Origin of the sequence: Streptomyces sp. NPDC048416 (assembly GCF_043200435.1) — a bacterium.
In the GTDB taxonomy this organism is placed as follows: domain Bacteria; phylum Actinomycetota; class Actinomycetes; order Streptomycetales; family Streptomycetaceae; genus Streptomyces.
The window spans coordinates 234,771-259,990 of record NZ_JBICXU010000007.1 but is presented as its reverse complement, the minus strand read 5'-3'; the positions used below and the strand labels follow the sequence as shown (position 1 = coordinate 259,990).

The following is a 25,220-nucleotide window of genomic DNA, read 5'->3' as shown; positions in this document are numbered from 1 at the left end:
ACCGCGCGGTGGGACGCGAGGTCCTTCGTCCGGACGCACCACCCCACTGGGCCCCGAATCCGCCGCCCGAATGGCGGGCCCACCTCTTTTGGGCTCATATGAGGCTGTATGTGCGTATCCCATGACGCACCGTGACAGCCGGAAGTCGCTGGCGTCGCGTCGAGGCACAACAAAGGACACCAAGTGATGTCATCCGATCACAGCCCCTCGCAGGACGAGCAGATCCCCATAGGTCCGGGTGACGAACCCAGATTGCTGCTGCTCCGGACGGTGGCCACTTCCCGCCCCATGCGCGAGGTCGCCGCACTCGTACACCTCCTGAACCAGGCGGGCGAGTATCCGAGGCCCGGTGACCAGGCGCTGCGTCTGGCCGCCGTCTCCCGCTCCGTCAACGAGGTTCACCAGCTGATCGCGTTGCTCCAGGAGCCGCCCAGTACCGCCGAGGACGCCGGTACGGCGCTGCACGCCGCCGCGATGGAGCGCCCCATCGAGGAGGTGGCGGCGCTGATCGCCAGCTTCGCCCCGACGGACGGCGAGGCCCCCCTGCACGCGACCGTGCCGGCCGAAGGGCAGGTGGCCACGGCGCCGTCCGTCCCGTCCGATGCTGTCGCGGACGCCGAGGATGCCGCGCCGGCCACTTCGGCCGCGCGTTTCTTCGCGCCGGGGTCCGCCAAGCGGTCCGAACGGCAGGCCGCGCAGGACACGATCGAGCCGGCCGAACGCTTCAGCGAGCCGGAGCGGCCCTTCGCCGAGCCGGCCGGGGCCTTCTCCGGCCCGGAGACTGCCCTGCCGCCCGTCCCGGACGCGGCCCCACGCATCCCGGCCGGAGCGCCGCGCGCCTCCGAGGCGGCGGTCGCGGCCAGGGCCGACGCGTCGGGTCCTTCCGCCTCGCGTGCCGTGCGGTCGGTGCTGCGATGGCCCGCTGCCGTCGCGCTCCTGGTGATCGCCGCGATCCATCTGCCGACCGACCTGAGGGACCTGCGCTCCGGCGATCTCGCGGCCGGCGGATCCCTGGCCATCGCGGTCGTCTGCCTCACGCTGGCGTGCCTGCTGCCCCTGTACGACCCGCTGTGGGCCTGGGTGGTGGGAGCGGCGGCCGCGGTCGGCACCGTCGCGATCCACTCCCTGGCCATGGGTCTCAACTCCGTGCACCTGCTCCGGGACAGCCTGGGCAGTTCGTTCACGGGTGCCACCCGGCTCATGGTGCTGTGCGCCGTCATCGCCGCCGCGCTGGCCGCGACCGTACTGACACGCAAGCCCCGGGCGCGCGTGGCCGACGAAGCCTGACAGTCGGCCTGTGCGTCGAACGCCCCGAACTCCGCCTTGACCGCGGCGAGTTCGGGGGCACCGAACCCCACGCGCCGGCGCCGCCCGGCTCGCTCCGGCGAGCGAGGGCGGGCCGGCCGCGGCGCGTATGGACTGCGAGAACACAAAGCGGTGGGCCGGTAACGAGGGCCGCATCCAGGGGCGATCAGATACCGGCGGCCGACGTCGAGCGGGGTGGCGGCGGGCGGCGGCAGAGGTGCCGGGAGGGCGGCCGGGGATTAGGTTGGCGGGGCGGAAAACTTTCGGTACCGCGGCGCGCCAGCACCGGGGCGAGTGATGGGGGAGTGCATGTCCATGCTCAAAGGAGCCAATGTCCCGGTGCCTGCGCACTCGGTACGCGTCGAACTCGCCTGGCGATCCGGGCCCGGCGTTCCCGACGTCGACGCCTCGGCCCTCCTGCTGGCCGGCGGCCGGGTCCGCTCCGACGCGGACTTCGTCTTCTACAACCAGCCGGCCCACGCCTCGGGCGCCGTACGCCACGAAGGCAAGAAGTCGCAGCCCGACGCGGTGACGGACACCCTGGTCATTGATCTCGCGCAGGTGGAGCCCGCCGTCGAGCGCGTGGTGCTGGCCGCGTCCGCCGACGGCGGCACGTTCGGACGGGTCCCCGGGCTCGGCATCCGCGTCCTGGACGCCGCGACCGGCACGGAGCTCGCCCGCTTCTCCAGCCAGGACGCCACCGTCGAGACCGCCTTCATCCTCGGCGAGCTCTACCGCCGCCAGGGCGCCTGGAAGTTCCGCGCCGTCGGCCAGGGCTACGACAGCGGACTCGAAGGTCTGGCCACGGACTTCGGCATCACCGTCGACAAGCCCCAGCCCCAGCCGCAGCCCCAGCCGCAGCCCCGGTCCCAGCCGGAGCGGCAGCCCCAGTCCCAGCCCGTCGCGCCCCCGGCTCCCTCCGGCCCGTCTTTCCAGCCCCCCGCGTCGACCGCCCAGGCCCCGGCGGCGCCCACGGCTCCGCCGTCGACGCCCCCGGCACCCGTACGCCTCTCCAAAGTCACCCTCACCAAAGAGGCGCCCCGGGTCTCGCTCGCCAAACAGGGCGGCACTTCCGGGGCGATGCGCGTCAACCTCAACTGGCAGACGCGCAAGCAATTCAGCGGCTGGGGAGCCAAGTTGGGGCGTGCGACCGCCAACCACTCCGATCTCGACCTCGACCTGTGCGCCCTGTACGAGCTCTCCGACGGCCGCAAAGGCGTCGTCCAAGCCCTGGGCAACGCGTTCGGCGCGCTCAACCGGCCCCCGTACATCCACCTCGACGGCGACGACAGGACCGGCGCCGTCGAATCCGGCGAGAACCTGACCGTCAATCTCGACGAGAAGGACAAGTTCCGCCGCCTCCTGATCTTCGTCACCATCTACGAGGGCGCCCGCAGCTTCGCCGACCTGCACGCCACGGTGACCCTTCAGCCGCAGTTCGGCGCGCCGGTCGAGTTCTTCCTCGACGAGTGCACCGTCCCCTCCACGGTCTGCGCGCTCGCCCTGATCACCAACGACGGCGGCGATCTGATCGTCCAGCGCGAGGCCCGCTATCTGGTGCCCGCGCGCGGCGTCAGCCCGCAGCGCACCGTGGACCAGACCTACGGCTGGGGCATGAACTGGACGCCCGGCCGCAAATGAGCCGCTATCAGGGCTGAGCCGCGGTCACCGCTGAGCCGCGGTCAGGGCTGCTCGGGAGCGGCCTCGGGCCGGGCGTAGGTACGCCCCTTCCAGGCCGCGCCCCGGCCGCGGTAATGCTGCACCGCCGAATCCACGGTCATCAGGAGATACAGCAGCGCCGTGAACGGCAGCGTCGGGGCGAGCGCGAGCGGCTGGCGGTAGTAACGCAGCATCGGCAGATACGTGCCGGTCATCACCAGCCAGGCGAGGCCGCCCGCCCATGCCGCCCCCGCGCTGCCGGCCGCCAGGCCCACGACGCAGGTGAGCGGCGGCGCGAGATAGACGAGTGCGAGACCCGCGACCGTGCCGAGCAGCACCACCGGGTTGTGCCGAAGCTGTGCGTACGCGCTGCGCGAGACCATCCGCCACAGGTCCGCCAGACGCGGATAGGGGCGCACGCTGTCCACCCGGTCCGCGAGGCCCAGCCAGACCCGCCCGCCCGACCTGCGCACCGCGCGCGCCACCGACACGTCGTCGATCACCGCCTGGTGCACCGCCTGCGGAATGCGCGCCCGCTCGGCGGCGTCCGTGCGCAGCAGCACACACCCGCCCGCCGCGGCCGTCGCACGGGACCTCGCGGCGTTGATCCAGCGGAACGGATACAGCTGGGCGAAGAAGTAGACGAACGCCGGGACGATCAACCGTTCCCAGCCACTCGCCACCCGCAGCCGCGCCATCTGCGACACCAGGTCGAAGCCGCCGCCGCGAGCCGCCGCGACCAGCTCGCGCAGGCTGTCCGGGGCGTGCGCGATGTCGGCGTCGGTGAGCAGCAGGTACTCCGGGCGGCGCTCTCGCGCGAGCGCCATGCCGTGGCGCAGCGCCCACAGCTTGCCGGTCCAGCCCGCCTCCGGCTCCCCGGGGGAGACGACGCTCAGCGGGAGGCCTCCGTGGCGCTCGGCGAGGGCGCGGGCCAGCGCGCCGGTGCCGTCCGTGCTCCCGTCGTCCACGAGGAAGACCTCCGCGCGCCCGGGATAGTCCTGCGCGAGCAGCGAGGGCAGGCTCAGTGGCAGGATCTCCGCCTCGTCGCGGGCCGGCACCACCACCGCGACGCCGGGCCAGTCCACGAGGTCCGCGCGCGGTGGCAGGCGCTGGTCCGTACGCCAGAAGAAGCCCTGCCCGAGCAGCAGCCAGAGCCAGACGACCAGGGACACCACGGCGATCCATACGAGGGCGCTCACCCGCCGCAGTCTGCCCCACGGCCCTCGCTGCGCACCGGACCTCCGCCGAAGTCCTGGAAGCGGTCGACTATGGTGACCGGGTGAAGATCGCGCTCATGGACTCCGGAATCGGCCTGCTCGCCGCGGCCGCCGCGGTGCGCCGGCTGCGCCCCGACGCCGAACTCGTGATCTCGTCCGACCCGGACGGCATGCCGTGGGGGCCGCGCACGCCCGAGAACATCGCGGAGCGCGCCCTCGCCGTGGCCGGGGCCGCCGCCGCCCTTGACCCCGCCGCGCTGATCATCGCCTGCAACACCGCGTCCGTGCACGCGCTGCCCGCGATCCGCGCCGCCCTCGAACCGCGGATCCCGGTCATCGGCACCGTGCCCGCCATCAAGCCGGCCGCGGCAGGCGGCGGGCCCTTCGCGATCTGGGCGACCCCGGCCACCACCGGCAGCACCTACCAGCGGGGACTGATCCGCGAGTTCGCCGACGGCGTCCCCGTCACGGAGGTGCCCTGCCCCGGCCTCGCCGAAGCCGTGGAGCGCGCCGACGACACCGCGATCGACCGGGCGGTCGCCGCGGCCGCGGCGCTCACCCCGCCCGGCGTGAGGACCGTCGTGCTGGGCTGCACCCATTACGAGCTGGTGGCCGGACGCATCCGAACGGCCCTGCGCCCCGACGGCGGCCCGCTCACGTTCTTCGGCAGTGCCCAGGCCGTGGCCGCGCAGGCGCTGCGCCGGGCAGGGATCACCCCGGCGCCCGGTGCCGCCCAGGTCGGGGGCCTGACCGTGCTGCTCAGCGGGCGCACCGGCGTCCTGCCCGATGAAGCCCTCGCCTATCCCGAGGGTCGCCTGCTCCAGACGGTGAGCACCGCTCACTGAGTGCTGAGCGGTGCCGTGGTGGCGGAACCTGAGTACGCTGCTAGCCATGAGGGAACCGTCCCCGGAGTACCCCACGCCCCCCGAGTCCCGCCCCGGATCCGGCGCCACCGCGCAGCCGCCGGAGGTCTGGACCGGCCGGGCGACCAACCGCGTCCAGTGGCTCCTCGCGGGCGGCGGCGCGGCGTGCATCGCGCTCGGTGTCGAGCTGGCCGTCGACTCGAACTGGACCTCGGGCGTCATCGCCCTGTTGATGTCCGTCGTCGGCTGTCTGGCCGCCGGGCTCCTCATGCTGTTCGGCACCCTCGCCTTCGTCCATGTCGCGGTCAAGGTCGACGGCGACTGTCTGGAGGTGCGCTGCGGCCACATCGGACTGCCGCGCCGCACCATTCGCCTCGACCATGTGGTCGGGGCCGACTTCGTCCCGCGGGTCACTCCGCGCCAGTGGGGCGGCTGGGGCTACCGCTGGCGGCCCGAGATCGGCACCGCCGTCGTCGTACGCCGGGGTGAGGGCATGGCGGTCAAGCTCGGCGACGGGCGCGTCTTCACCGTCACCGTCGACGACGCCGAGGCGGCGGTGCGGGTCATCCGCGACCGGCTGCGGCTGCTCGGCACCGGGAAGGCCGTCGGAGCCTGACGTTCCGCGTCCCCGCGACGGGTCATCGGCCGGACTCCCGCGCACACAGCGACCCGCCGTAGACTCCGCGGCGTGAGCACCACCGAAACCCCCACCACCACGCCGGACCAGCTCGGTCCGCAGCCTGCCGTCACGTCACGGCTGCGACGCCTGCTGAAGCGCCTCGTGCGGCCCGCGGTGGCCGCGCTGGGCGGGGTGCTCCTGTATCTGAGCTTCCCGCCCAGGCCCCTGTGGTGGCTGGCACTTCCCGCGTTCGCCGTCCTCGGCTGGGCCCTGCGCGGACGGAGCTGGAAGGCGGGCCTCGGCCTCGGCTACCTCTTCGGCCTCGGTTTCCTGCTCCCGCTCCTGGTGTGGACCGGCGTGGAGGTGGGCCCAGGACCGTGGCTCGGGCTCGCCGCCATCGAGGCCCTGTTCATCGGCGCGGCCGGAGCCGGCACCGCCGTGGTCTCCAGGCTTTCCCTGTGGCCCCTGTGGGCCGCCGCCCTGTGGGTCGCGGCCGAGGCGGCCCGCGCCCGTGCCCCCTTCGGCGGTTTCCCATGGGGGAAGGTCGCCTTCGGGCAGGCCGACGGCACCTTCCTGCCGCTCGCCGCCCTGGGCGGCACCCCCGTACTGGGCTTCGCCGTGGCGCTGTGCGGTTTCGGCCTGTACGAATGCGTGCGCCAGGTGCTGCGCCTGCGGAGTACGGGAAGCGTCCGCAAGGGCGCCGCGGTGGCCGCACTGCTCACGGTCGTCGTGCCGGTCGGGGCCTCCTTCGGCGCCCGCGGCCTGGTCAGTGACTCCGCCGAGGACGGCACCGCGACCGTAGCCCTGATCCAGGGCAACGTGCCCCGGCTCGGCCTCGACTTCAACTCCCAGCGCAGGGCCGTGCTCGACTACCACGTACGCGAGACGCTGCGCCTGGCCGACAAGGTCAAGGCGGGCAAGGAGCCCCAGCCCGACTTCGTCCTGTGGCCGGAGAACTCCTCCGACGTCGACCCCTTCGCGGACGACGACGCGCGCGCCGTCATCGACCAGACCGCCAAGACCATCGGCGCGCCGATCTCCGTCGGCGCGGTGGTCGGCGGCTACGGCACGAAGCTCTACAACGAGCAGGTCCAGTGGGACCCGAAGCTGGGGCCCGTCGCCACGTACGACAAGCGGCAGATCCAGCCGTTCGGTGAGTACATCCCGCTGCGCGGCTTCATCTCCACCTTCGCCCCCGGCTACACCTCGATGGTCCGCCAGGACTTCGACCGGGGGACCAAGCCGGGCGTGTTCACCATGGCGGGCACCAAGGTCGGCATCGCCACCTGCTACGAGGCGGCCTTCGACTGGGCGGTGCGTGACACGGTCACCGCGGGCGCCCAGCTGATCTCGGTGCCGAGCAACAACGCCACCTTCGACCGCAGCGAGATGACCTACCAGCAGCTCGCGATGTCCCGGGTGCGGGCGGTCGAGCACAGCAGGACCGTCACCGTCCCGGTCACCAGCGGCGTCAGCGCCGTGATCATGCCGGACGGCAAGGTCGTCCAGAAGACCGCCATGTTCACCCCGGCCTCCCTCGTCGCCAAGGTGCCGCTGCGTTCCTCACAGACGCCCGCGACCAGGCTGGGCACGCTCCCCGAGTGGGCCCTGGTCGCGCTCGCCGCCGCGGGCCTGACCTGGGCGATCACCAAGTCCGCGCGCGGACGTCGCGGCACCCGGAGCTGACGGCCGACTCCGTGCGGCCGTTAGGGGGTTTCTGGTGGATCAGGGTCGGTCAGGGTGCGGCGCCTGGTGCGGTGCATCGCAAGGCGCCGGAACGTCGTGATAGCGGAGCTATCGGGGCGTTTCGGCAACGCCGCGAGGTGCCGTGCCAGGCGCCGCACCCCCGGCCATGATCCACCAGACACCCCCTAGGGTCGGGGCATGGCAACTCCCGACTTCATCCAGGACATCCGCGCCGTCGCGGGGCACCGGCTGCTCCTGCTGCCCGGCGTGAGCGCGATCGTCTTCGACGACGCGGGCAGGGTGCTGCTCGGCCGCCGGGCGGACAACGGCCAGTGGTCGACGATCGGCGGCATACCCGAGCCCGGCGAGCAGCCCGCGCACACCGCGGCGCGCGAGGTGTACGAGGAGACCGGCGTACGGTGCGTCGTCGAGCGGGTGGTCCTCGTGGAGGCGGCGCGCAGCCCCATCACCTACCCCAACGGTGACCAGTGCCAGTTCATGGACATCGCCTTCCGCTGCCGCGCCACCGGCGGCGAGGCCCGCGTCAACGACGACGAATCCCTCGAAGTGGGCTGGTTCGCCATGGAGGCCCTGCCGACGCTCGGCGAGACCGACCTCTTCCGCATCAACCAGGCACGGACGGACAGCCCCACCTGGTTCCAACCCGGCACCGAGCTCTGACGGACGGGGGCCGACCACAGGGTGGGGCGAGGCGGCCAGGCAGGCCGCGCGACGAGGTGCTTGCCAGGGGCAGGCCCTCCTCCGCCGCTTCGCCCGACCTGAGAGCCAGGTCGGGCGGACCGCTCACCCGGCGCCGAGCCCGGCGTCGTCGACCGCGCTCTTGCCGTCGGCCTTGAGGATCTTGTTGAGCGGTGCGAGGTCGTAGATGCCCCTCAGATCGGGCTTCTTCAGCAGGCCGGCCTTCACCGCGTGCTCCGCCTGCGTGTTGAGGGTGGCGGCCAGCGGGTCGTCGAGGAAGGTGATCGACTTCCACGCCGGGTCGATGACCTCGGCGGGCAGAGCCTTGCCCGACAGTTTCTTCAGCGCCGCGTTCGCGGAGGACTTCGCCTTCTGCGGGTTGGCGTTGATCCACGCATTGGTCTTCACCGAACCGCGCAGCACGGCTGCGACGACGTCCGGGTGATCCTTCAGGAAGGACTGCGACACGATGATGTTGGTGATCACGAACTTCTTGTCCGGCCACAGATCTGCCTCGTCCAGCAGCACCTTGCCGCCCTCCGCGACCAGCTTGGAGGCGGTCGGCTCCGGCACCCAGGCGCCGTCGATGGAGCCGGTCTTGTAGGCGTCCGGGGTGATCTTGTTGTCCGTACGGACGACGGAGACGGCGCCCGCGCCGCTCTGCGGGTCGACCTTCCAGCCCTTGTCCGCCATCCAGTTGAGGAATGCGACGTCCTGGGTGTTGCCGAGTTGCGGCGTGGCGATCTTCTTGCCCTTGACGTCGTCCAGGGACTTGATCTTGTCCGGGTTGACGACGAGCTTCACGCCCCCGGAGGCGGAACCGCCGATGATGCGCAGGTTCTTGCCGTTCGACTTGGTGTAGCCGTTGATGCCGGGCGAGGGGCCGATCCAGCCGATGTCGATGGACCCGGCGTTCAGCGCCTCGATCTCGGAGGGCCCGGCGTTGAAGGTGGACGTCTTGATCCTGGTGCCACCGAGCTCCTTCTGGAGCAGACCTTCCTGGACGCCCACCAGAGCGGTGGCGTGTGTCAGGTTGGGGAAGTAGCCGATCTTCACTTCGTCGGCGGAGAGCTTCTTGGCGCCTGCCGCGACCTCGGTCTGTTTGCCGTCCTCGCTGGAGCCGTAGCCGCAGGCGGTGAGCAGGAGGGGCAGGGCGGCCACGACGGCGAGGGTGCGCAGGGTGGTGAGCGGTCTTGCGGCAGACACGGCTGTGTCCTCTCAGGGGTGGGTGATCGGAGAGGTACGAACATGTGGGGCGTACTGCTCGGCGGCACGCGCCGGCACTCCACTGCACGGCCTCGGCGGCACACATGCCGTCGCGGGCCGGGAAGCGGAACGTGGGGGAGTCGTCAGCGGGGGGCATCCGGCACGTCCCGCACCCGGCCTACGGAGGCGGAGCGGGCGAGGAAGCCGGTGCTGGTCCGGGCGGAGCCGGGTTCACGGCGTCAGGAAGGCCGACAGAGGGCGCTGGACGTACGGCCGAGGTCGATGTGACGACGCGAGGCCAGAAGGGGCAGGGTCCGGCCTGTGGGGTCGAGCGTTCCCATGGCCCCCTCTTATTCCTAGTTTTCCTACCCGGTTGCTAGGGATGGTGGCAGAAGGCGGCGCCGACCCCAAGAGAGTGTTCGTATGGCGGACGCTGCTATCTCGCTTTATGAGATGGGCGATGAGATGGGCCGTACGTGTTCAAGGTGTCAGGGGTTCAGCCAGGCGTCCGGAGCATCGCTCAACGACGAGACGGCGGCGGGTAGTTGGGCTGATGCCACGTCGGCGAGCGACACGCCGTCCAGGATCTCGCGCACATTGGACCGCAGGGCGATCCACAGGGGGAGCAGCGACTCGGCGGGGCCGGTGTAGGACAGCTCCGGGGGGCGTACCCCGCGTACCGAGACCAGCGGTCCGTCCACGGTGCGGATGACGTCGGCGATGCTGATGGACTCGGCGGGCCTGGCAAGCCGGTAGCCGCCGTTGCCGCCGCGCCGGCTGAGCACGAGACCGCCTCGGCGCATGTCGTTCAGGATGCCTTCGAGGAATTTGTGCGGGATGTCCTGGGCGTCGGCGATGGCCTCGGCCTTCAGTGGCCCGTCATCCCGTGACGCGGCGAGCTGCAGCGCGGCACGTACGGCGTAGTCCGCCCTGGCTGAAATCCTCATGTGTGCATTATTCCGTACGGTTTCCGTCGGTGTCCGCTGAAGGCGGGCCGCCGGGCAGGGGGCGGGCGTCCCCTGCCCGGCGGCCCGGGCGCTCAGGCCGCGACGGGCGTGTAGTGGGCGGCGTCGTCGCCCTCGATGACGTGGCTGAGGGTGCCGTCGACACCGGCAGGAACGTCGCCCGCGACGGTCACCCGGTGCAGCAGGCGCGGCAGGTCGCCGTAGTCGTCGGGGGCGTAGTGCTGGGTGATGCGGTTGTCGAACAGGACGAGGTCGCCCGGTGTCCAGGCCACGCGCACGGTGTTCTCGGGGCGGGTCACGTACGACTGGAAGATGCGCAGCAGGTCCCGGGAGTCGGATGCGCCGAGGCCGACGATGCTCTGGGCGAAACCACCGATGAACAGCCCGCGCTCCCCGGTCTCGGGGTGGACGCGGACGACCGGGTGGGCGGTGCGGTACTTCCGGGAGACGAACCGCTTGCGGTGCTCGGCCGCCTTCTCGCTCTTCGGAGCGGCGTAGTCGTAGTCGTTGGTGTGCACAGCCCACAGCCTGTCCGCCAGCTCGCGCAGCGGGTCGGGGAGGTCTTGGTACGCGGCGGCCGAGTTGGCGATGAGGGTGTTGCCGCCGTAGGGCGGGACCACGATGCCGCGCAGCGTGGACGCCTTCGGGGGAGTACGGACGAACGTGACGTCCGTGTGCCACTGGTTGGCGCGGATCCCCTCGTCGCCGTCGACGGGCAGGATCTGCGGCTGGCCGTCGACGGAGGGAACGGTGGGGTGCGCGCTGGTGAGGTCGCCGAAGAGGGACGCGAAGCGGAGCTGGCCCGCGTCGTCGAGGTTCTGGTCACGGAAGATGAGCGCCTTGTGTTCCAGGAGCGCGGAGTTGATCTCGGTGACGAGGGCGGGGTCGAGGTCGGTGGAGAGGTCCACGCCGTGGATCTCGGCGCCGATACGGCCGGCGATCCTGCGGATGGCGAACCGGGTGCTGGTGGTCATGTGCGGGTGTTCCCTTCAGGAGGTGATCGGCGGAGAGGCGATCAGGTGGGTCATCAGGAGGTGGTGGGCAGGGAGGGAGGTTCCTTCGGGCCCCGGCGGTACGAGGGGAGGGGCGGGGGTCCGTAGTGCGCCCGGTGCGTGGCCTCGTACCCGGCCGAGGCGAGGGCGCGGGGGAGGGGCGGGGGTCCGTAGTGCGCCCGGTGTGTGGCCTTCTCCCCGGTCGAGGCGAGGGCCGAGGGTCCGTAGTGCGCCCGGTGTGTGGCCTTCTCCCCAGCCGTGGCGAGGGCGCGGGTCCCGCCCGTTGGGCGCGGATCCGCATCCTGCGCAGTCCGTGGCGCGGCCCAGCCCGGTCATGCGGGCCGGCTTTCTGCTGCTGCGGCCGCGACCAGCCGGTTCGCGGGGCGGGCCAGGCCGTAGTTGTCCCGCAGGGTGCGGCCGGTGTACTCGGTGCGGAAGAGGCCGCGCCGTTGCAGGATCGGGACGACGTGGTCGACGAAGTCCTCAAGGCCGCCCGGCAGATGGGGCGGCATGATGTTGAAGCCGTCGGCGGCGCCCTGGGTGAACCACTCTTCGAGCTGGTCGGTCACCTGCTCGGGGGTGCCGGCGAAGACGCGGTGGCCGCGGCCGGCGCCGAGGCGGGCGATGAGCTCGCGCAGGGTGAGGCCATCGCGGCGGGCGAGTTCCGCGACGAGCGTGAAGCGGCTCTTGTTGCCGTTGATGTCCCGTTCCTCGGGCAGTTCGGGAAGCGGTCCGTCCAAGGGAAGCCCGGTCAGGTCGGTGCCGAGCATCCCGGAGAGCTGAGCGAGCCCGTACTCGGGTACCTGAAGGTTCGTCAACTCCTGTTCCAGCGCCCGGGCTTCGGCCTCCGTCGAGCCGATGACGGGGGCGATGCCGGGCAGCACCAGCAGCTCGCTGCCGGTGCGGCCGTAGCGGGCGAGCCGGGACTTGAGGTCCTTGTAGAAGGTCTGGCCGTCGGCGAGGGTCTGTTGCGCGGTGAAGACGGCCTCGGCGTACTGGGCGGCGAACTCCTTGCCGTCCTCCGACGAACCGGCCTGTACCAGCAGCGGGTATCCCTGGGGGGTGCGCGGTACGTTGAGGGGCCCTTGCACCCCGAAGTGCTCTCCGCGGTGGTTGATCTCCCGCACCCTGTCGGTATCGGCGTAGATGCCGCGTTCACGGTCGAGCAGGATCGCCTCGTCCTCCCAGCTGTCCCACAGCTTGGTGGCGACCTCGACGAACTCCCGTGCCCGCTCGTAGCGCAGCCGGTGCTCCAGGTGCTCGTCCTGCCCGAAGTTGCGGGCCTCGTTCACGGTGCCGGAGGTCACGATGTTCCAGCCGGCCCGGCCGCCGCTGATGTGGTCGAGGGAGGCGAACTTGCGGGCCGTGTGGAAGGGCTCGTTGAAGGTGGTGGAGACGGTGGCGATCAGGCCGACGTGCTCGGTGACCGCGGCGAGGGCGGACAACAGGGTGAGCGGTTCGAAGCCGCCGAGGGCGTTGTGCCGGACCTTTCCCCACAGGGCGAGGCCGTCGGCGAGGAAGACCGAGTCGAGCAGGCCACGCTCGGCGGTCTGCGCGAGCTGCTGGAAGTAGCGCAGATCGGTGACCCGTTCGGGCTGGGTACGGGGATGGCGCCAGGCGGCGTCGTGGTGGCCGGCGTTCATCAGGAAGGCGTTGAGGTGGAGCCGGCGGGGGCTGGTCGCGGTCATGGGATTCCTCGGATCAGGGCCGACGAGACGATCGGGTGAAGGTGAAGGCGAAGGCGAAGGGGAAGGGGAAGGGGAAGGGGAAGGGGAAGGGGCACGAAGAGACGCGGGAAGCTGCGGGACCAGAAGGCGGCCCGGTCAGCCGCCGACGGGCACGCGCCAGGAGCTGAGCCGCCGCTCCACGGCCACCAGGAACTGGTTGAAGGCCACGCCGATGGCGGAAATCGTGATGATGCCCGCGTACATCTGCGGGATCGCGAAGTTGTACTGCGAGGCGTTGATCAGATAGCCGAGGCCCGCCTTGGCGCCGATCATCTCCGCGGCGACCAGCACCAGGATGGACACTGATCCCGCCAGCCGGATGCCGGTGAACATCACCGGCACCGAGGAGGGCAGGATGACCTTCTGGAACAGCCGGGGCGCGGACAAGTTCATCGACTTCGCCAGCTTCAGCAGGGTCGGATCGACGTTGCGGACCGCGCTGATGGTGTTCAGCAGGATCGGCCAGGTGCACGCATACACCACGATGGAGATCTTCGAGGTCTCGCCGATCCCCAGCAGCAGTACGAACACCGGCAGCAGGGCCAGGGCGGCGGTGTTGCGGAACACCTCAAGGAGCGGTCCGAGGATGTCGGCGACCGGCCGGTACCAGCCGATCAGCAGGCCGAGCGGCACGGCGACGGCCACCGCGAGTCCGAATCCGCTGAACGAGCGGACCAGACTGGCGCGTGCGTTGTCGGCGAGCTGACCGCCGGACGCCAGCTCCCACCAGGCGCGGGCGACCCCGCTGAACGGCGGCAGGAAGATCCGGTCGACCAGGCCCAGCCGCGGTGCGGTCTCCCACAGCAGCAGCAGCGCCACGATCGCGACGGACTTGGTCGCCCCCCTGAGCAGCAGGTGCGGCAGTCGGCGGACCGCCCAGCGGAGCCGGGCCGCCGCGGAGGGCACTCGGCGCACTCCCGACTGTGATGCGTCATGCGGCACGGACGCCGCGGACGTGACGGAGGAGGGGGCGGGACCGGGGCCGGGGACGGACACGGACTCGGCGGCGCTCACCGAGTCCGGCGCCGTGATCTTCTCGGTGGCTGTGCCGGTTGTGGTGCTCATACGGAAACCTCCTCCTTCTCCAACTGCTGGGCCCTGGCCACCTCGTCGTGCAGCAATGACCAGATCTCGTGCCGGTGTCGGGTGAACTCGGGACTTGAGCGGAGGTCGGCCGTCGCCGTACGGGAGTCGAAGGCGACCGGCACGATCTGCTTGATGCGGCCCGGCCTCGACGTCATGACGGCGACGCGCTGGCCCAGGTAGACGGCCTCGTCGATGCCGTGCGTGATGAAGACGACGGTCTTGCCGGTTCGCTGCCAGATGCGCACCAGTTCGTCCTGCAACGATTCCCGGGTCTGCGCGTCCAGCGCGGCGAACGGCTCGTCCATCAGGAGCACATCGGGGTCGTAGGCGAGGCTGCGGGCGATCGCCACCCGCTGTCGCATCCCGCCCGACAGCTCATGCGGATGGCGCTCCTCGAACCCGGACAGACCAACCAGGTCCAGGAACTCCCGGGCCTGTGCGGCGCGTTGACGCCGCGGGACGCCGATGGCCTCAAGGCCGAACTCGACATTGCCCTGGGCCGTGCGCCACGGCAGCAGCGCGTACTGCTGGAACACGACGCCTCGGTCGAGGCCGGGTCCTGTGATGGGTTCGCCGTCCAGCAGGATGCGTCCGCCGGTGGGCCTGGTCAGGCCGCGGAGCAGGTCCAGCAGCGTCGACTTCCCGCAGCCGCTGGGGCCGACCAGGACGATGAACTCGCCGGCCGCTATCTCCAGATCGATGCCGTCGAGGGCGGTGAACCGGCTTGTCCGCCGAGCCCCCGTGCGGTCCTTGAGGGTGAAGTCCTTCCGGACGTTCTCGAACACGATCTTGGGTGTGAGGGGTTCCGTGGTGGATTCGGGCATGGGGTCAACTCCCGCTCTGCGCAGTGGCGGTGGACTTCTGGTTGCCGTTGAACTCGTTGGTGAAGAGGTCCGACAACGTGACCTGGCCCTTCTGGATGTCCCCGCGCCCGACCAGCCAGTCGATCCACAGTTGGAGTTCCGCGCCGGTGATCCGGCCCGCCGTTTCGGCGACGCCGTAGGACCACCAGTACTTCAGGGGTGCGGTCTCCTCATTGCGGCCGCGCTTCTTCACGATGTCCGTCATCCGGGCGATGACCTCTTCGCGCGGAGTGGAACGGGACCACTCGATGGCCCGCCCCACGGCGGTGACGAAAATCCGGGCCGTTTCGGGGTTCTGCTTCAGGAAGCGGTCCGTCATCACATAGGTGCCGGCGCTGAATGACCCGAGCAGTTCATGGTCGGTGAACAGCGGACGGACGCCCCCGGTTGCCAGGGCCTTGTCGCGCAGAATGCCGCCGAGCACGGCCACCTCGATCTGCTTCTGACGCAGCGACTGCTCCGTGTTGACCGGAGGCACCACAAGGGGCTCGACCTTGCCGATCTGCGCCCGGGAGAGACCGCCCCGCTGTAGATAGATGTCGAGCATGGCCTCGGAGTGGGCTCCCAGGGTGTTCATCCCGACTTTCTTGCCGACCAGGTCACGGGCCGAGCGGATGGGGCTGTCCTTGAGGACGTAGAAGCCGTTGTAGGCGTACTTGTCGGAGCCGTAGTAGCTGATGACCGCCTTGATGGGGGCGTTGTTCGCGGCCAGTTTGACAACTGCGCCGTTGAAGGCGCCTCCGAAGTCGATCTGGCCCGTGGCCGCGGACTGGATGTCCTGTGGCCCGCTGATGGTGTTGCCGACCCACTTCAGTTTCACGTCCTCCAGATAGCCGAGATTTTCGGCCAGTTCCGGCAGCGTGACCTGACCCGCCCAGCCTTGGTACCGGAGCGTTCTGGTCTGTCCCTTGCCGGAGGTCGCTCCGGTTGCGGTGCCGCAGCTCACGGCCACCGCTGAAAGTCCGAGCAAAGAGAGGAACTGGCGTCGGGTCGATGCCGTAGTGGCCATGGAAAGGTCCTGTTCAAACGAATGGGGACTGACTGCGGAACCGGCGGACGTGCTGCCCGAAACGGTGAGAAGTGATGCCTGTAGGGGTTCTTCGGCAGGAAGAATTCACAGCCGAAAGGAGCGCTCGGCAGTTGAGCACGGCAAGCAGGAAACCGGCTGGAAGGAGACCTCGTAAGGAACGCCTGCGAGAAATCGGTGATCTAAGTGATCTACGACGGAAGTGGCATGGTCGTAGCAGCCGACTCCGAAAAGGAGCGGGAGAAAGGGGCGCTCGTCAGCGGTTCAGCGGCCGACGGCACAGATGGCGCTGGCTTGACGTCGCAGATCGACGTGCAGGCGCGCGGCGAGATTCCCGAAGTTGCTCACAGCTAAGAGAGTTGCAGCGAAATCCGGCCAGGTCAACGTCGCGAGCAGGTATGTCTCATATCCTGAACCGACTGCCATGCAAGTGAAATGCGGCGTTCACATGGGCGTGGATGTCAGAGTGCTGACGGATCACGATCACACCGAGTCCGGCCGCGAAAAATCGAGCCAATTCGCCCTTGGGGCGGGCTTTCTGGGCTTTTTGGAGAGGGCGCCTCGCCGCAGATGCGGGCCCCCGGGACCTCAAGGTCGGAAAGGCAGGACGAAGGGGGGGTGCGCACCGTTGAGGAAGTAGTCACCGACGTCGCGGAGCCGGTGGGCGACGGGCTCGTACAAGGTGTGCGTCCGGACATTGCGCCAGAAGCGGTCGAAGCCCAGCCGCGAGGACGCGGAGCGGGCGCCGATGATGTCGAGGGCGCGCGCGGTGGACTCCTGCGCTGCCCTGGAAGCGGCGGCTTCGGCCATGGCCACGAGGACGGAGATCTCCGCGTACTCGTCGTAGCTGAGGTCTTCGCCTCGTGCCAGCCCGCCTTCCACGCCGTCCACTGCCTGATCGGCGAGCGCCGACGCGGATCGGGTGAGGAGGGTGAGTTCTCCGTAGGCGGTCAGCACCTGGGGATCCTGGGGGGAGCCGGACGGCCAGTCCGGGTGCCAGGGTGCGTGGCCCGCCCTGCTGTACTCGCGGGCTTCGGCGAGCACCCCCTCAGCCATGCCGAGGAGAAGCTGCGCCGAGAGAAGACGTCCGACCGGCGATGCCAGAGCAGACAGCGGCGACAGAACGTCGTCGTCCGCGGACAGGGAGCCGAGTACGTCGTCGGCGGCGACCGGAACGGCTTCGAACTCCACGCTCCCGCCGGCCGCGAGGCGCTGGCCAAAGGTGTCTGTGTCGCCGTTGATCCGCACGCCGCGGCGGACGGAATCGACGACGACCGCGACTGGTTCGCCGGTGTCGGCCCGCTCGGCCCGTACGGCGAGACGGTCGGCGACCAGAACCCCCGTGGCGTAGCTCTGCCGGCCGTCGAGCACATGGCCACTGCCCTTCCTGACCAGCGTCAGCGGCAGCTCCTGACGGGCGAAACCACCACCCCAGCACCACTGCTCCGCCGCGAACTTCCGCTCGACCTGAGCGGCCAGGGCGGGCTCGGCGAACAACCGGGCGCTCCACGACAAGAAGTAGTGACAGCCGAGCAGTTGACCGATCGCGCCGTCGGCGGCCGCTATCTCCCGGACGACGGCGTAGGCCGTCGGCCAGTCCGCGCCGCCTCCCCCGAGCCCGGCCGGTATGAGGAGCGTCAGCAACCCCGCCTCGCGCAACCCGCCCACCTCGTCGAACGGGGCCTTGCCCGCCTGCTCCCTGGCCACCGCGTCCGTGGCCAGGTCGTCCGCCGTCTCACGGGCCACCCGCAGCCAGTGCGCACGGCCGGGCCCGATCCGGTCGGAATCCGAGGCGGGTCCGGACGGCGCAGTGGCAACGCCCATGATGGCTGTCTCCTCAAGGTCGGTGGCAGGGTGCGGTGGTGGAGTCCTCTTGCCGATCGGGCACGTACTTGTAGCCCACGCGCCGTACGGTGACGATCCGGTGCCGGTGGGCTGTGCCCAGCTTGCGGCGCAGCCGCGCGACGTGGACGTCCACGGTGCGGCCGTCGCCGATGTGGTCGTAGCCCCAGATGTCGGCCATCAACTGCTCGCGTGAATGCACCTGGTGGGGATGCCGGACGAGATGGGCCAGCAGGCCGAACTCCAGGTAGGTGAGGTCGAGTTCACGTCCGTCGAGCTCTGCGGCATGTCGCGCGGGATCGATGCGCACGTGGCCGACTCCCGTCCGCCGCACGACAGGTGCGTCGGTATGGGCGAGCGGCCGGATGTCCGGTCGTGTCACGCCCTTCGCGAAGAGCTGGGCGGGATCGGTGCCCTCGGGGACGAGCACGAGGTAGCCGACCAGGGGAGCGGAACCGTTTTCCTCGTCGCCGAACTGCGCGGTGTCGCCCACGAGGCGGAGATGGCGCATGTCGGGGAGTGGCGCAGGCAGGGCTGTGGCGGGGGTGGGAAGTGCCGTGGTCATGGCGGTCGTCCTTCAGGGGTGCGTCGGGCCATCGGGCGCACGGGTGGCTGTGCCTGATCGCCTGGGGTGGGAGAGAAGGAGCGGAGCGGCACGCGCACCGTGTGAGCGGCGTGCCCTCTACGCGCGACAGCAGGCGGCGCTGACGACGTGACCAAAGTCGACATGCCGACGACGAACGAGTCGTTGCTGTGTGTGGGCCATGTGCATCATCCTGCGCACCCGATGGGCGGCCCGTCAATGCTTCCCTAGTAAATTGATGGGAAATGCAGGGAGGCGTGGCGGAGCATCCGTTAGCGACCGTATGGGCGCACCACACGCACCACACGCATGGGGCATCCACACGCATGGGGCGACCGCGCGCAGGACCTGCTGGGGTGCTGGTCCGGCATCCGGGCCGTAGTTGACGAGAAGCGGGATGTGCTGCTCAATTAGCCGCATGAATGCCGAGCAGCGCCTGGTCACCCGTGACCACATCGACTTCGGTCGGGTGTGGTCCGCGGCGTGTTGCGCCTGACGCGGCAGCGGGCCGTCTGACCGGCCCGTCCCTCTCTCGGTGACCCCGTCGGGGCCGAGGTCCACCCTTTGCGGCGCCGTCGTAGGCGGGCGCTGAACGCACACCGAGTGCCCGCCGATGCGCGTACGAACGGTTCTGAGAGACCTGACGCGCGCTGCCGCCGCCCCGCCCCGCCCCGTCCCCGCCCCGGCGTCATCACACCTGCTGACCACCTGGTTCCCAGCACCCTGAAGCGCCGTCACCCCCGGCTGCTCCCAGGGCCACCGGTGCTCGGTATCGACCTCTGCCTCTGCACTGCCTCTGCCTCGACATCGACAACGGCACACATCACAAGGTGCTGAAGCGCTGGAGGTTCATCCGACGAGGCCGTGACCGAGGCCGGGATCAGCCCGCGTGGACTGTCCAAGACCAGTACGTAGCCGCCGAGGACGCCGGGCCGCGGTACGCCGCAGTACGTGGCCCCGAACCAGTCCCACACCTACCTCACGCCCGCACGCTCCCGAAGGATCCGCAATGGCCACCGTCCTGTCTGTCTCCGGAAGCCCCTCCATCACCTCTCGTACCGCTCGCCTGCTGCGCCACCTGGACGCGCGGCTCACGGCACAGGGACACGATGTGATCCCCCTGGACATCCGCGACATCCCCGCCGAGGCCTTGCTCGGCGCCGACTTCCGGCACCCGGCGATCGTCGAGGCGACCGAACTGTTCGCCCGGGCTGACGGCGTCGTGATCGGCACGCCCGTCTACAAGGCCGCCTATTCCGGGCTGCTGAAGTCGCTCCTGGACCTCCTGCCGCAGTACGGCCTCGTCGGCAAGACGGTCCTGCCGCTGGCGACCGGCGGGAGCACCGCGCACGTCCTGGCGATCGACTACGCGCTGCGCCCGGTGCTCAGTTCCATGGGCGCCGCGCACATCGTCCAGGGCTGGTTCACGCTCGACAAGGACCTCGCGGTGGGCGCTGACGGCGCACTGATCGTCGCGCCCGGCCCCGCCGAGGCCCTGGCACAGGTCGTCGACCAGTTCTCCGAAGCCCTCGGCGGCCGAACTGCCCTGCCCGCGGCCGCCGAACTGGTCGCTTGACCACGGCCGCCGACGACGTGCGAAGGCTTGAACCTGGACGAGCCTCACCTCCCACTGGGTCCTGCCCGCCAACGGCGACAGCCGTCACGTCGTCGGCGGCGGCCACGGCACCCGGGTCACCGCGGTCGACGGTGACCGGCTGCGGCTCGCGCGGCTGAGACTTCCCGCAGAAGGGGTTCACAAACAGACCCGTTGCGGGTGTGTGGGCCGGTGAGCGCGGGGCATTCGGTGGCTTGGAGGTTGATAACTATGGTTCCCCTGCTTCTCGTTCTTCTGCTGGCTCTGATTCTCTTCGGTGCGGGTTTCGCTCTGAAGGCACTGTGGTGGATCGCCGTCATTGTGCTGGTCGTATGGCTGGTCGGGTTCATTGCCCGTCCCAAGGGTGGAAGCGGCCGCTGGTATCGCTGGTAGCCGCAGGCCGGTCGTCAACGTATGACGACGGGTGGGCCCCACACCGCAGGAAAGGGTGTGGGGCCCACCTGTGTGCGGCCCCGGGGGCGTCCGCGGTCTTGGGAGAGCCCGCGGCCTTGGACGCGTCCGCGGCCCCGGGAGAGCCCGCGGTCTCGGACGCGTTCGCGGTCCCGGGTGCGTCAGTGCCCCGCCGCTCCCGCTCCCGCTCCCGCTCCCGCCGCTCCCGCACGCCCGCCCGCGCCGTCCGCCGTCACGAAGGCGACGGCGCGCCGGACCACGGCCTCGTCACGCAGCACCTTCGTGTGGCCCAGGTCCTGGACACGCATCAGCTCCGCCCGGCCCCAGGCCGCCACCAGTGCCTCGCTGTCGGTGATGGGGGACTCGGGGTCGTTCTCGTCGTGGACGACCAGCAACCCGGCCGTGAACTCCGGTGCCGCCAGCGCCGGTTCGATGGCGTCGAAGGAGACCCCGAGCCACTGCTCCGCACGCGAGCGGACCAGCCCGATGGCCTCGGGCGACACCTGCATCACCTCGCCGGAGCGGCGCCACAGGCTGGTGTAGCTGCTGATGGGGTTCACAAACACGGCGCGCTCCAGCGCGACCCCGCGGGCCATGGCATACGTCGTGGCCGCGGCGCCCATCGAGTGGGCGACGACGGCGTGGAAGGGGCCGAACCGTTCGTTCGCCGCCTCGATCGCCCGGGCGAAGTGGATGACCGAGGACTCCGCTCCCTCCGACTCGCCGTGGCCGGGCAGATCGGCGACGACCACCGAGCAGCCCGCCTCGGCCAGAGCGTCCGCAAGGACGGTGAGGTGCCCGGCGTTGCCGGCCCAGCCGTGGACCAGCAGGACCCGCCGCTCTCCCTCGCCCCAGAGGTAGTGGACCACCTTGCCGCCGTCGACGACCTCGACCTCCTTGGCGGCCTGGTCAAGGATCGGCCGGGTGGCGTTCGGAGGCTGCGTCCGCATCGGCGTGAAGGCCAGCCGGCGCAGCTTCTCCGTCGTGTCGGTGTCCAATTGAATGCCCCTTAACTCTGTCTCTTCCACCCTCCGCAGGTACGCGGAGATGATTTTTGAACCTCGGGCGACTCCACGATGTCGAAGTGGCCCGCGTCCTCGACGAGTTGCATGGTGGAGCCACGCCAGTTCGCGTGCAGTTCGGCGGCGTGTGCCGACGGGCCGAGCCGGGCCGCCGGGCGGGCGCTGCGGGCGAAGGCCGTGCCGGTCTCCTCCGCCGGGCAGACGCAACAGGACCGGGTCACGCCCGCCCCGTGATCTCCGGCCGGGACGCCACGCGGCCCGCCGGGCGGCGGATCGTGAACGGCCCCCTGGCGCGGCCATCATGGGCCGCCCCAAGGGGCCTCGTGGTTCCTCCCGCTCGCGCCCGCGCCGGCCCGGCCGGCCGAGCTGCGGACGGGCCGAAGTGGCGGACGGACGGCGGGTGTCAGGCGGACGGTACGCGGATCAACAGGGCGTCGCCCTGTCCGCCGCCGCCGCACAGCGCCGCCGCGCCGAGACCGCCGCCGCGGCGGCGCAGTTCATAGGCCAGGTGGACGATGAGCCGGGCGCCGGAGGCGCCGATGGGGTGGCCGAGCGCGATGGCGCCGCCGTCGACGTTCACGATGTCCGAGCTGAGGCCGAGCTGTTCGGTGGAGACGATGCCGACCGCGGAGAACGCCTCGTTGATCTCTACCAGATCCAGGTCGGACGCCCGCAGCTTGGCCTTGGTCAGTGCCGCCGCGATCGCGTTCGACGGCTGCTCGTGCAGGCTCGCGTCCGGCCCGGCCACCACGCCGTGCGCGCCGATCTCGGCGATCCAGGGCAGGCCCAGCTCCTCGGCCTTGGCCTTGCTCGCCACCACCACGGCCGCCGCGCCGTCGGAGATCTGGGACGCCGTCCCCGCCGTGATGGTGCCGTCGGCGCTGTACACGGGACGCAGCTTGGCCAGGACCTCCGCCGTGGTGTCGGGGCGCACTCCCTCGTCGGTCTCGCACACCACGGGGTCGCCCTTGCGTTGCGGGACCGTCACGGGCGCCATCTCCTCGGCGAACCGCCCCTCGGCCGCCGCGGCGGCGGCCCGCTGGTGCGAGGCCGCGGCGAACGCGTCCTGCTTCTCCCGGGTCACACCGGCATAGCGGCTGTTGTACTTCTCGGTCGAGACGCCCATGCCCACCTGGTCGAAGGCGCAGAAGAGGCCGTCGTGGATCATGTGGTCGATCAGCGGTACGTCGCCGGCCTTGAAGCCCGCACGCGACTTGGGCAGCACGTGCGGGGCCTGTGACATGGACTCCTGGCCGCCCGCCACGACGAGGTCGAACTCACCCGCCCTGATCAGCTGGTCGGCCAGTGCGATCGCGTCGAGGCCGGAGAGGCACACCTTGTTCACGGTCAGCGCGGGGACGCTCATCGGGATGCCGGCGGCCACCGCGGCCTGGCGGGCCGGGATCTGGCCGGCGCCCGCCGTGAGCACCTGCCCCATGATCGTGTACTCCACCTGCTCGGGCGCCACCCCGGCCTTCTCAAGGGCCGCCTTGATCGCGATGCCCCCGAGCTGGGCACCGGAGAAGTCCTTCAGAGCCCCGAGCAGACGACCGGTGGGGGTACGTGCCCCAGCCAGGATGACGGAACCGGACACGATTGTCCTCCGTGGGTAGTAGTTGTGGGCCACAACACGGCTACATTACCCACGAGTTGGGGGCGTGAAGTGCGTGCTTTGGCGGTGTGAGCGAGGGCACAGCCGATTGGCGCAGTCCCGGGACCGCCCTGCGTGCCGCGCCGGGGGAGGGGCGCGTCGTCGGGCTCGTGGACGCCGGGGGAGGGGCGTGTTCTCGGGCCCGTGGAGGCCCGGGCGGGGGTGGCCGCTCCGGCCCCGGGTGCCCCGGCCTCCTTGCGTCCGACGACCGCCGCCGACCGCCGCAGCCCAGCCGCACGACAGTCGCGGATGGCCGCGGTCGCCCAGGGCGGTGGGTCGTCGGGGTGTTCTTCGCGCACATGTGCCCGTGGGGCGGATGTGGGGCCCCGCCCTATAGTTGCCGCTGTCCGCCGGTTCGGCGTCGAGGGGGCCCGCACATGGCCAGCGTGTTTCAGCAGCGCAAGCTCAGAGGAATGTTCGCCGCGTTCGACGCGGACGGCGACGGTTGCCTGCGCGAGGAGGACTTCACCGCGCTCGTCGCCCGCTGGCGCCGGCTGCCCGCGGTGGCCCCCGGAACGGCGCTGCACGCCAGGGTCGAGGCGCTGTTGATGGGCTGGTGGGCGGCGCTCCTTGAGGCGGGGAACGCCAGGGGGGACGGCACGGTCGACATGGCGGAGTTCCTGAGCCTGGTGGACAGGCTGCCCGAGCGGGTCGCGGAGGTCACCGCGACGGCGGACACGCTGTTCGACGCCGTCGACGCCAACGGGGACGGACAGATCTCCGCCGACGAACACCGCATGCTCGTCGAGACATGGAACGGCCGCCCCGTGGACATGACAGGTGTCTTCGCGCTGCTGGACCTGAACGGCGACGGCCACCTCGACCGTACGGAGTTCGCGCTCCTGTGGCGTCAGTTCTGGATCAGTGACGAACCCGCAGAGCCCGGTAACTGGCTCTGCGGCCGGATCCCCGACCAGGGCGGCACGGGGGACTGACAGCGCGCGTCCCTGCAAAGGCCGGCCGTGGTGCCCGCCGCGTGGACGCGACCGGTCCGGCGGCCGGCGGGATGGCAAGGTGGACAGCGCCCGAAGTCGCCCGCCGCGAAAGGTCGCCAGCATGTCCGTCATCCATCCGACGTCCCTGAACCCGACCAAGCTGGAACTCCTCACCCCCTGGCTCCCCACGCGCCCGTGGTTCCACGGCGCGGGGGAACCCGATCTGGCCAAGGCGGGCGGCTTCCGGCTGGACGACCCGCGGGGCGAGGTGGGCATCGAGTTCATCGTGACCACCGACAACTCCGGTGCGCAGCCCGTCACTTACCTGGTCCCGCTCACCTATCGCGGCGCCCCCCTCGACGGGGCGGAGCACGCCCTCGTCGGCACCATGGAGCACGGGGTACTGGGACGGCGCTGGGCCTACGACGCGTGCCACGACCCGGTGGCCGTGGCCCAGTTGTTCGCCCTGATCGAAGGCCGGGTCCAGGCCCAGGACCAGAACATCAGCGACACCCCCGACCATGACCTCGTATGCTCCCGCGCCGGCGACGGATCCGCCGTCGCGGCCGCAGCCGCCGCAGCCAAGGCCACCGACTCCGTCATCGACGACCGGGAAGGCACCGCGCTCGGACTCCCGCAGGGCGGGGTACTCCGCCTGCGCCGCGTTCTGCGGCCCGCCCAGGACGTCCCCTCGCCCCTCGCGGAAGACGTGACCGGCCACATCTCGGGTTCCTGGCGCCTGTCGGACGGCACCATGACGCGCGGTCTGTTCGCCGTCCTGAACGCCGGCGACCCGACCTAGGGGGCACCGGCATCGGCATCGCCCCCGGCCCGCCGCGCCCCGGCCCTGCGACCTTGGCGTCGTCTACGCTCTGATCACGGTGTACGGCAACAAAGGGGGCGTTTCGTGCCTGACGATCAGGGTGGCGTGGTCCTGTACTGGCGCCCCATGTGCGCGTACTGCATAAAACTCCGGCTTCGCCTGCTTTTCACACGGCTGCGGTACGTCAAGGTGAACATCTGGAGGGACCCCGACGCGGCGGCGTTCGTCCGCTCGGTCGCCGGCGGGAACGAGACCGTACCCACCGTGACGGTCGCCGGGCGCCCGATGGTGAACCCGTCGAAGAGGCAACTGCTCGACGCGGTCGCCGCCCACTCGCCGGGCTCGTTGTCCTGAGCGACCGACGGCCGCCCACAGGTGGCCCACAGGCGCCCGTAGTGAGCATGCTCCGGCCACGAGGCAGCGGGCGCTTCCCACGCCGTCACCG

Annotated in this window: 25 protein-coding genes; 12 read left to right on the top strand and 13 right to left on the bottom strand. The window is 70.7% G+C overall.

Translation table 11 applies throughout. The features are described from left to right. Nucleotides 1-186: 186 nt before the first annotated feature. The gene (locus tag ACGFW5_RS12680; protein ID WP_393834185.1) at nt 187-1,287 is read left to right on the top strand and encodes a hypothetical protein; all 1,101 of its coding nucleotides are present in this window, start codon (nt 187-189) and stop codon (nt 1,285-1,287) included. A gap of 315 nt (nt 1,288-1,602) precedes the next feature. Then, nucleotides 1,603-2,946, top strand: coding sequence for a TerD family protein (locus ACGFW5_RS12675; RefSeq protein ID WP_393834184.1), 1,344 nt, complete (start codon nt 1,603-1,605; stop codon nt 2,944-2,946). A 41-nt stretch (nt 2,947-2,987) separates the two neighbouring features. Here ACGFW5_RS12675 and ACGFW5_RS12670 read toward each other — a convergent pair whose 3' ends face one another. After that, nucleotides 2,988-4,163 carry a glycosyltransferase gene (locus ACGFW5_RS12670; RefSeq protein ID WP_393834183.1) on the bottom strand — a complete coding sequence of 392 codons (1,176 nt, stop codon included), beginning with the start codon at nt 4,161-4,163 and terminating at the stop codon, nt 2,988-2,990. An 80-nt stretch (nt 4,164-4,243) separates the two neighbouring features. Here ACGFW5_RS12670 and ACGFW5_RS12665 point away from each other — a divergent pair, with 80 nt between their 5' ends. From ACGFW5_RS12665 to ACGFW5_RS12650, 4 genes are all read left to right on the top strand, one after another. Further along, entirely contained in the window at nt 4,244-5,026 is a 783-nt protein-coding gene (locus ACGFW5_RS12665; protein WP_393834182.1) for a glutamate racemase, read from the top strand. A gap of 46 nt (nt 5,027-5,072) precedes the next feature. After that, nucleotides 5,073-5,660 carry a hypothetical protein gene (locus tag ACGFW5_RS12660; RefSeq protein WP_393834181.1) on the top strand — a complete coding sequence of 196 codons (588 nt, stop codon included), beginning with the start codon at nt 5,073-5,075 and terminating at the stop codon, nt 5,658-5,660. Nucleotides 5,661-5,732: 72 nt separating this feature from the next. Next, the gene (gene lnt, locus ACGFW5_RS12655; RefSeq protein WP_393834180.1) at nt 5,733-7,349 is read left to right on the top strand and encodes an apolipoprotein N-acyltransferase; all 1,617 of its coding nucleotides are present in this window, start codon (nt 5,733-5,735) and stop codon (nt 7,347-7,349) included. A gap of 198 nt (nt 7,350-7,547) precedes the next feature. Continuing rightward, a complete protein-coding gene (locus ACGFW5_RS12650; RefSeq protein WP_393834179.1) occupies nt 7,548-8,030 on the top strand; it encodes an NUDIX domain-containing protein in 483 nt (160 codons plus the stop codon). Between the two features lie 123 nt (nt 8,031-8,153). On the opposite strand, the gene ACGFW5_RS12645 is transcribed toward ACGFW5_RS12650, so the two are convergent. The 8 genes from ACGFW5_RS12645 to ACGFW5_RS12610 all read right to left on the bottom strand — a co-directional run bounded on the left by ACGFW5_RS12645 (nt 8,154) and on the right by ACGFW5_RS12610 (nt 15,896). Continuing rightward, complete coding sequence (locus ACGFW5_RS12645) at nt 8,154-9,254, bottom strand: ABC transporter substrate-binding protein (RefSeq protein WP_393834178.1); 1,101 nt, start codon at nt 9,252-9,254, stop codon at nt 8,154-8,156. 239 nt (nt 9,255-9,493) lie between these two features. Next, nucleotides 9,494-9,595, bottom strand: coding sequence for a putative leader peptide (locus ACGFW5_RS12640; RefSeq protein WP_393834177.1), 102 nt, complete (start codon nt 9,593-9,595; stop codon nt 9,494-9,496). Nucleotides 9,596-9,742: 147 nt separating this feature from the next. Beyond that, nucleotides 9,743-10,201 carry an RrF2 family transcriptional regulator gene (locus tag ACGFW5_RS12635; RefSeq protein ID WP_393834176.1) on the bottom strand — a complete coding sequence of 153 codons (459 nt, stop codon included), beginning with the start codon at nt 10,199-10,201 and terminating at the stop codon, nt 9,743-9,745. 92 nt (nt 10,202-10,293) lie between these two features. Continuing rightward, nucleotides 10,294-11,193, bottom strand: coding sequence for a TauD/TfdA dioxygenase family protein (locus tag ACGFW5_RS12630; RefSeq protein WP_393834175.1), 900 nt, complete (start codon nt 11,191-11,193; stop codon nt 10,294-10,296). A 350-nt stretch (nt 11,194-11,543) separates the two neighbouring features. Then, nucleotides 11,544-12,899, bottom strand: coding sequence for an LLM class flavin-dependent oxidoreductase (locus tag ACGFW5_RS12625; protein WP_393834174.1), 1,356 nt, complete (start codon nt 12,897-12,899; stop codon nt 11,544-11,546). A gap of 135 nt (nt 12,900-13,034) precedes the next feature. After that, nucleotides 13,035-14,003 (bottom strand): ABC transporter permease, encoded by a 969-nt coding sequence (locus tag ACGFW5_RS12620; RefSeq protein WP_393834173.1) that lies wholly within the window; start codon nt 14,001-14,003, stop codon nt 13,035-13,037. Beyond that, on the bottom strand, nt 14,000-14,848 hold the full coding sequence (locus tag ACGFW5_RS12615) for an ABC transporter ATP-binding protein (RefSeq protein WP_393834172.1): 849 nt from the start codon (nt 14,846-14,848) through the stop codon (nt 14,000-14,002). Before ACGFW5_RS12615 ends, ACGFW5_RS12620 begins: the two co-directional genes overlap by 4 nt. Nucleotides 14,849-14,852: 4 nt before the next feature. Beyond that, on the bottom strand, nt 14,853-15,896 hold the full coding sequence (locus ACGFW5_RS12610) for an ABC transporter substrate-binding protein (RefSeq protein ID WP_393834171.1): 1,044 nt from the start codon (nt 15,894-15,896) through the stop codon (nt 14,853-14,855). Between the two features lie 204 nt (nt 15,897-16,100). Between ACGFW5_RS12610 and ACGFW5_RS12605 the strand changes: the two genes are divergently transcribed. Next, nucleotides 16,101-16,268 (top strand): hypothetical protein, encoded by a 168-nt coding sequence (locus tag ACGFW5_RS12605; RefSeq protein ID WP_393834170.1) that lies wholly within the window; start codon nt 16,101-16,103, stop codon nt 16,266-16,268. A gap of 234 nt (nt 16,269-16,502) precedes the next feature. Here ACGFW5_RS12605 and ACGFW5_RS12600 read toward each other — a convergent pair whose 3' ends face one another. Further along, nucleotides 16,503-17,738 carry an acyl-CoA dehydrogenase family protein gene (locus ACGFW5_RS12600; protein ID WP_393834169.1) on the bottom strand — a complete coding sequence of 412 codons (1,236 nt, stop codon included), beginning with the start codon at nt 17,736-17,738 and terminating at the stop codon, nt 16,503-16,505. Nucleotides 17,739-17,751: 13 nt separating this feature from the next. Next, nucleotides 17,752-18,321 (bottom strand): winged helix-turn-helix domain-containing protein, encoded by a 570-nt coding sequence (locus ACGFW5_RS12595; protein ID WP_393834168.1) that lies wholly within the window; start codon nt 18,319-18,321, stop codon nt 17,752-17,754. Between the two features lie 1,027 nt (nt 18,322-19,348). Between ACGFW5_RS12595 and ssuE the strand changes: the two genes are divergently transcribed. Then, nucleotides 19,349-19,915 carry an NADPH-dependent FMN reductase gene (gene ssuE, locus ACGFW5_RS12590; RefSeq protein ID WP_393834167.1) on the top strand — a complete coding sequence of 189 codons (567 nt, stop codon included), beginning with the start codon at nt 19,349-19,351 and terminating at the stop codon, nt 19,913-19,915. A 249-nt stretch (nt 19,916-20,164) separates the two neighbouring features. Further along, a complete protein-coding gene (locus ACGFW5_RS12585) occupies nt 20,165-20,326 on the top strand; it encodes a hydrophobic protein (RefSeq protein WP_161252934.1) in 162 nt (53 codons plus the stop codon). A gap of 179 nt (nt 20,327-20,505) precedes the next feature. On the opposite strand, the gene ACGFW5_RS12580 is transcribed toward ACGFW5_RS12585, so the two are convergent. Both ACGFW5_RS12580 and ACGFW5_RS12575 read right to left on the bottom strand, forming a co-directional pair. Continuing rightward, nucleotides 20,506-21,342 (bottom strand): alpha/beta hydrolase, encoded by an 837-nt coding sequence (locus ACGFW5_RS12580; protein ID WP_393834166.1) that lies wholly within the window; start codon nt 21,340-21,342, stop codon nt 20,506-20,508. Nucleotides 21,343-21,769: 427 nt separating this feature from the next. Continuing rightward, on the bottom strand, nt 21,770-22,960 hold the full coding sequence (locus ACGFW5_RS12575; protein ID WP_393834165.1) for an acetyl-CoA C-acetyltransferase: 1,191 nt from the start codon (nt 22,958-22,960) through the stop codon (nt 21,770-21,772). Between the two features lie 434 nt (nt 22,961-23,394). On the opposite strand from ACGFW5_RS12575, the gene ACGFW5_RS12570 reads away from it, so the two are divergent. The 3 genes from ACGFW5_RS12570 (at nt 23,395) to ACGFW5_RS12560 (ending at nt 25,129) form a co-directional block, all read left to right on the top strand. Beyond that, a complete protein-coding gene (locus ACGFW5_RS12570; RefSeq protein ID WP_393834164.1) occupies nt 23,395-23,952 on the top strand; it encodes an EF-hand domain-containing protein in 558 nt (185 codons plus the stop codon). A gap of 121 nt (nt 23,953-24,073) precedes the next feature. Next, a complete protein-coding gene (locus tag ACGFW5_RS12565; protein ID WP_393834163.1) occupies nt 24,074-24,754 on the top strand; it encodes a 1,4-alpha-glucan branching protein in 681 nt (226 codons plus the stop codon). Nucleotides 24,755-24,859: 105 nt separating this feature from the next. Then, nucleotides 24,860-25,129 (top strand): glutaredoxin domain-containing protein, encoded by a 270-nt coding sequence (locus ACGFW5_RS12560; protein WP_393834162.1) that lies wholly within the window; start codon nt 24,860-24,862, stop codon nt 25,127-25,129. The last annotated feature ends 91 nt before the right edge of the window (nt 25,130-25,220 follow it).